General features: G+C 53.3%; 2 rRNA genes. Both read left to right on the forward strand.

Annotation, left to right across the window (positions count from 1 at the left end):
• Positions 1-21 precede the first annotated feature (21 nt).
• Positions 22-2,849: ribosomal RNA gene (locus ACR0D7_RS19295) — 23S ribosomal RNA — on the forward strand.
• A gap of 186 nt (positions 2,850-3,035) precedes the next feature.
• Positions 3,036-3,150, forward strand: a 5S ribosomal RNA gene (gene rrf / locus ACR0D7_RS19300).
• Positions 3,151-3,253: the final 103 nt, after the last annotated feature.

Here is a 3,253-nt window from a genome sequence, read left to right on the forward strand (position 1 = left end):
TGTCTTTCTCTTTCTGGATCAAATCAAGCGCGAGAAGGGCGTTTGGTGAATGCCTTGGCAGCAAGAGGCGATGAAAGACGTGATACTCTGCGATAAGCCATGGGGAGCTGAGAATAAGCTTTGATCCATGGATTTCTGAATGGGGCAACCCACCTGAAAGCTTCATATTGTTATCTTTGATACTCAATATGGGGTTTAAACAGGTACTTAAGACCTGAATACATAGGGTTTTAAGAGCAAACCCGGGGAACTGAAACATCTAAGTACCCGGAGGAAAGGAAATCAATTGATACTCCCCTAGTAGCGGCGAGCGAACGGGGACCAGCCGAGCCAGATGAGTGAGAAGAACATGTTGGGAAGCATGGCCATAGCGGGTGACAGCCCCGTATTCTAAGCTCTGATGGACGTATTAAGTAGGGCGGAACACGTGAAATTCTGTCTGAAGATCGGAGGACCACCTTCGAAGGCTAAGTACTCCTTGCTGACCGATAGTGAACCAGTACCGTGAGGGAAAGGTGAAAAGCACCCCGACGAGGGGAGTGAAACAGTACCTGAAACCGAACGCCTACAATCAGTCGGAGGCTCCTTGCGAGCTGACGGCGTACCTTTTGTATAATGGGTCATCGACTTGGTCTCACGAGCAAGCTTAAGCCGTTAGGTGTAGGCGTAGCGAAAGCGAGTCTTAATAGGGCGTATGAGTTCGTGGGATCAGACCCGAAACCGAGTGATCTAGGCATGGCCAGGTTGAAGGTAAGGTAACACTTACTGGAGGACCGAACCCACATCCGTTGAAAAGGATCGGGATGAGCTGTGCCTAGGGGTGAAAGGCCAATCAAACTCGGAGATAGCTGGTTCTCTGCGAAATCTATTTAGGTAGAGCGTCATCCGAATACCCCGGGGGGTAGAGCACTGGATGGGTAATGGGGCCCCACAGGCTTACTGATCCTAACCAAACTCCGAATACCCGGGAGTACTAGATGGCAGACACACTGCGGATGCTAACGTCCGTAGTGGAGAGGGAAACAACCCTGACCTACAGCTAAGGCCCCCAATTCATGGCTAAGTGGGAAAGCAGGTGGGACGACCAAAACAACCAGGAGGTTGGCTTAGAAGCAGCCATCCTTTAAAGATAGCGTAACAGCTCACTGGTCTAAATAAGTTGTCCTGCGGCGAAGATGTAACGGGGCTCAAGCCATGAGCCGAAGCTTAGGATGCCGTAAGGCATGGTAGCAGAGCGTAGTGTGACATAGTCTCATTCCTCCTTCACGTCTTCGGGCGTATTGGAGGAGAGAGGCTTTCGATGAAGCGGGCGCGTGAGCGATCCCGTGGAGAGATCACTAGTGAGAATGATGACATGAGTAGCGACAAAGAGTGTGAGAGACACTCTCGCCGAAAGTCCAAGGGTTCCTGCTTAAAGCTAATCTGAGCAGGGTAAGCCGGCCCCTAAGCCGAGGCCGAAAGGCGTAGGCGATGGGAACCAGGTTAATATTCCTGGGCCGTGGAGTGGTGACGGATCTCAGGTGTAGTTCAATCTTATCGGATTGATTGGGCTGCTGAGAGGTTCCTGGAAATAGCCCTCCTATCAGACCGTACCCTAAACCGACACAGGTGGACTGGTAGAGCATACCAAGGCGCTTGAGAGAACGATGTTGAAGGAACTCGGCAAAATACCTCCGTAAGTTCGCGAGAAGGAGGCCCGGTTCCTAGGCAACTAGGGGCTGGGGGCACAAACCAGGGGGTGGCGACTGTTTATTAAAAACACAGGGCTCTGCGAAGTCGCAAGACGACGTATAGGGTCTGACGCCTGCCCGGTGCCTGAAGGTTAAAAGGAGAGGTGAGAGCCTTGAATTGAAGCCCAGGTAAACGGCGGCCGTAACTATAACGGTCCTAAGGTAGCGAAATTCCTTGTCGGGTAAGTTCCGACCTGCACGAATGGCGTAACGACTTCCCCGCTGTCTCCAACATCGACTCAGCGAAATTGAATTGCCTGTCAAGATGCAGGCTTCCCGCGGTTAGACGGAAAGACCCCGTGCACCTTTACTACAGCTTCGCACTGGCATCAGGATTGTGATGTGCAGGATAGGTGGTAGGCTTTGAAGCGGAAACGCAAGTATCCGTGGAGCCTCCCTTGAGATACCACCCTTCGCACTCTTGATGTCTAACCGCGGTCCGTTATCCGGATCCGGGACCCTGCGTGGCGGGTAGTTTGACTGGGGCGGTCGCCTCCTAAAGCGTAACGGAGGCGCGCGAAGGTTGGCTCAGAGCGGTCGGAAATCGCTCGTTGAGTGCAATGGCAGAAGCCAGCCTGACTGCGAGACTGACAAGTCGAGCAGAGTCGAAAGACGGCCATAGTGATCCGGTGGTCCCGAGTGGAAGGGCCATCGCTCAACGGATAAAAGGTACGCCGGGGATAACAGGCTGATACTGCCCAAGAGTCCATATCGACGGCAGTGTTTGGCACCTCGATGTCGGCTCATCTCATCCTGGGGCTGGAGCAGGTCCCAAGGGTACGGCTGTTCGCCGTTTAAAGAGGTACGTGAGCTGGGTTTAGAACGTCGTGAGACAGTTCGGTCCCTATCTGCCGTGGGTGTAGGAGACTTGAGAGGAGTTGCCCCTAGTACGAGAGGACCGGGGTGAACGATCCACTGGTGGACCAGTTGTCGTGCCAACGGCAGTGCTGGGTAGCTATGATCGGACAGGATAACCGCTGAAGGCATCTAAGCGGGAAGCCCCCCTCAAAACAAGGTCTCCCTGAGGGCCGTGGAAGACCACCACGTCAATAGGCCGGAGATGTAAGCGCAGTAATGCGTTCAGTTGACCGGTACTAATCGCCCGATAGGCTTGATTTGATCCAGTAATGGAAAGACAAGACCAAAGCATACACCGACCTTGAGTTGGACAACGTTGATTGATGTGAAGCCCCGTAAGGGGTGACATAACAACCGAGTGGCAACGCGCATTTGCAAGCAAATACGCTGCCTGCCACCGCGTCGCTTTCCTGCAAAGCAGGAAAGTCGACAGGGGATTTTCCTCGGTTTGGTGGTCATAGCGCAAGTGAAACACCCGGTCCCATCCCGAACCCGGAAGTTAAGCACTGCCGCGCCAATGGTACTTGGGCTTAAGCCCCGGGAGAGTAGGTCACCGCCAAACCTAGAAAAATCCCCCTTATCTCTCTAACGATGAAAAGAACACTACCCGGCCTCAAGTAGCGTAAGCGATAGGCCAACAATGGTCTCAAGTAGCCGAATAGGCG

The sequence above is a fragment of the Ruegeria sp. BB7 genome, from assembly GCF_056539365.1.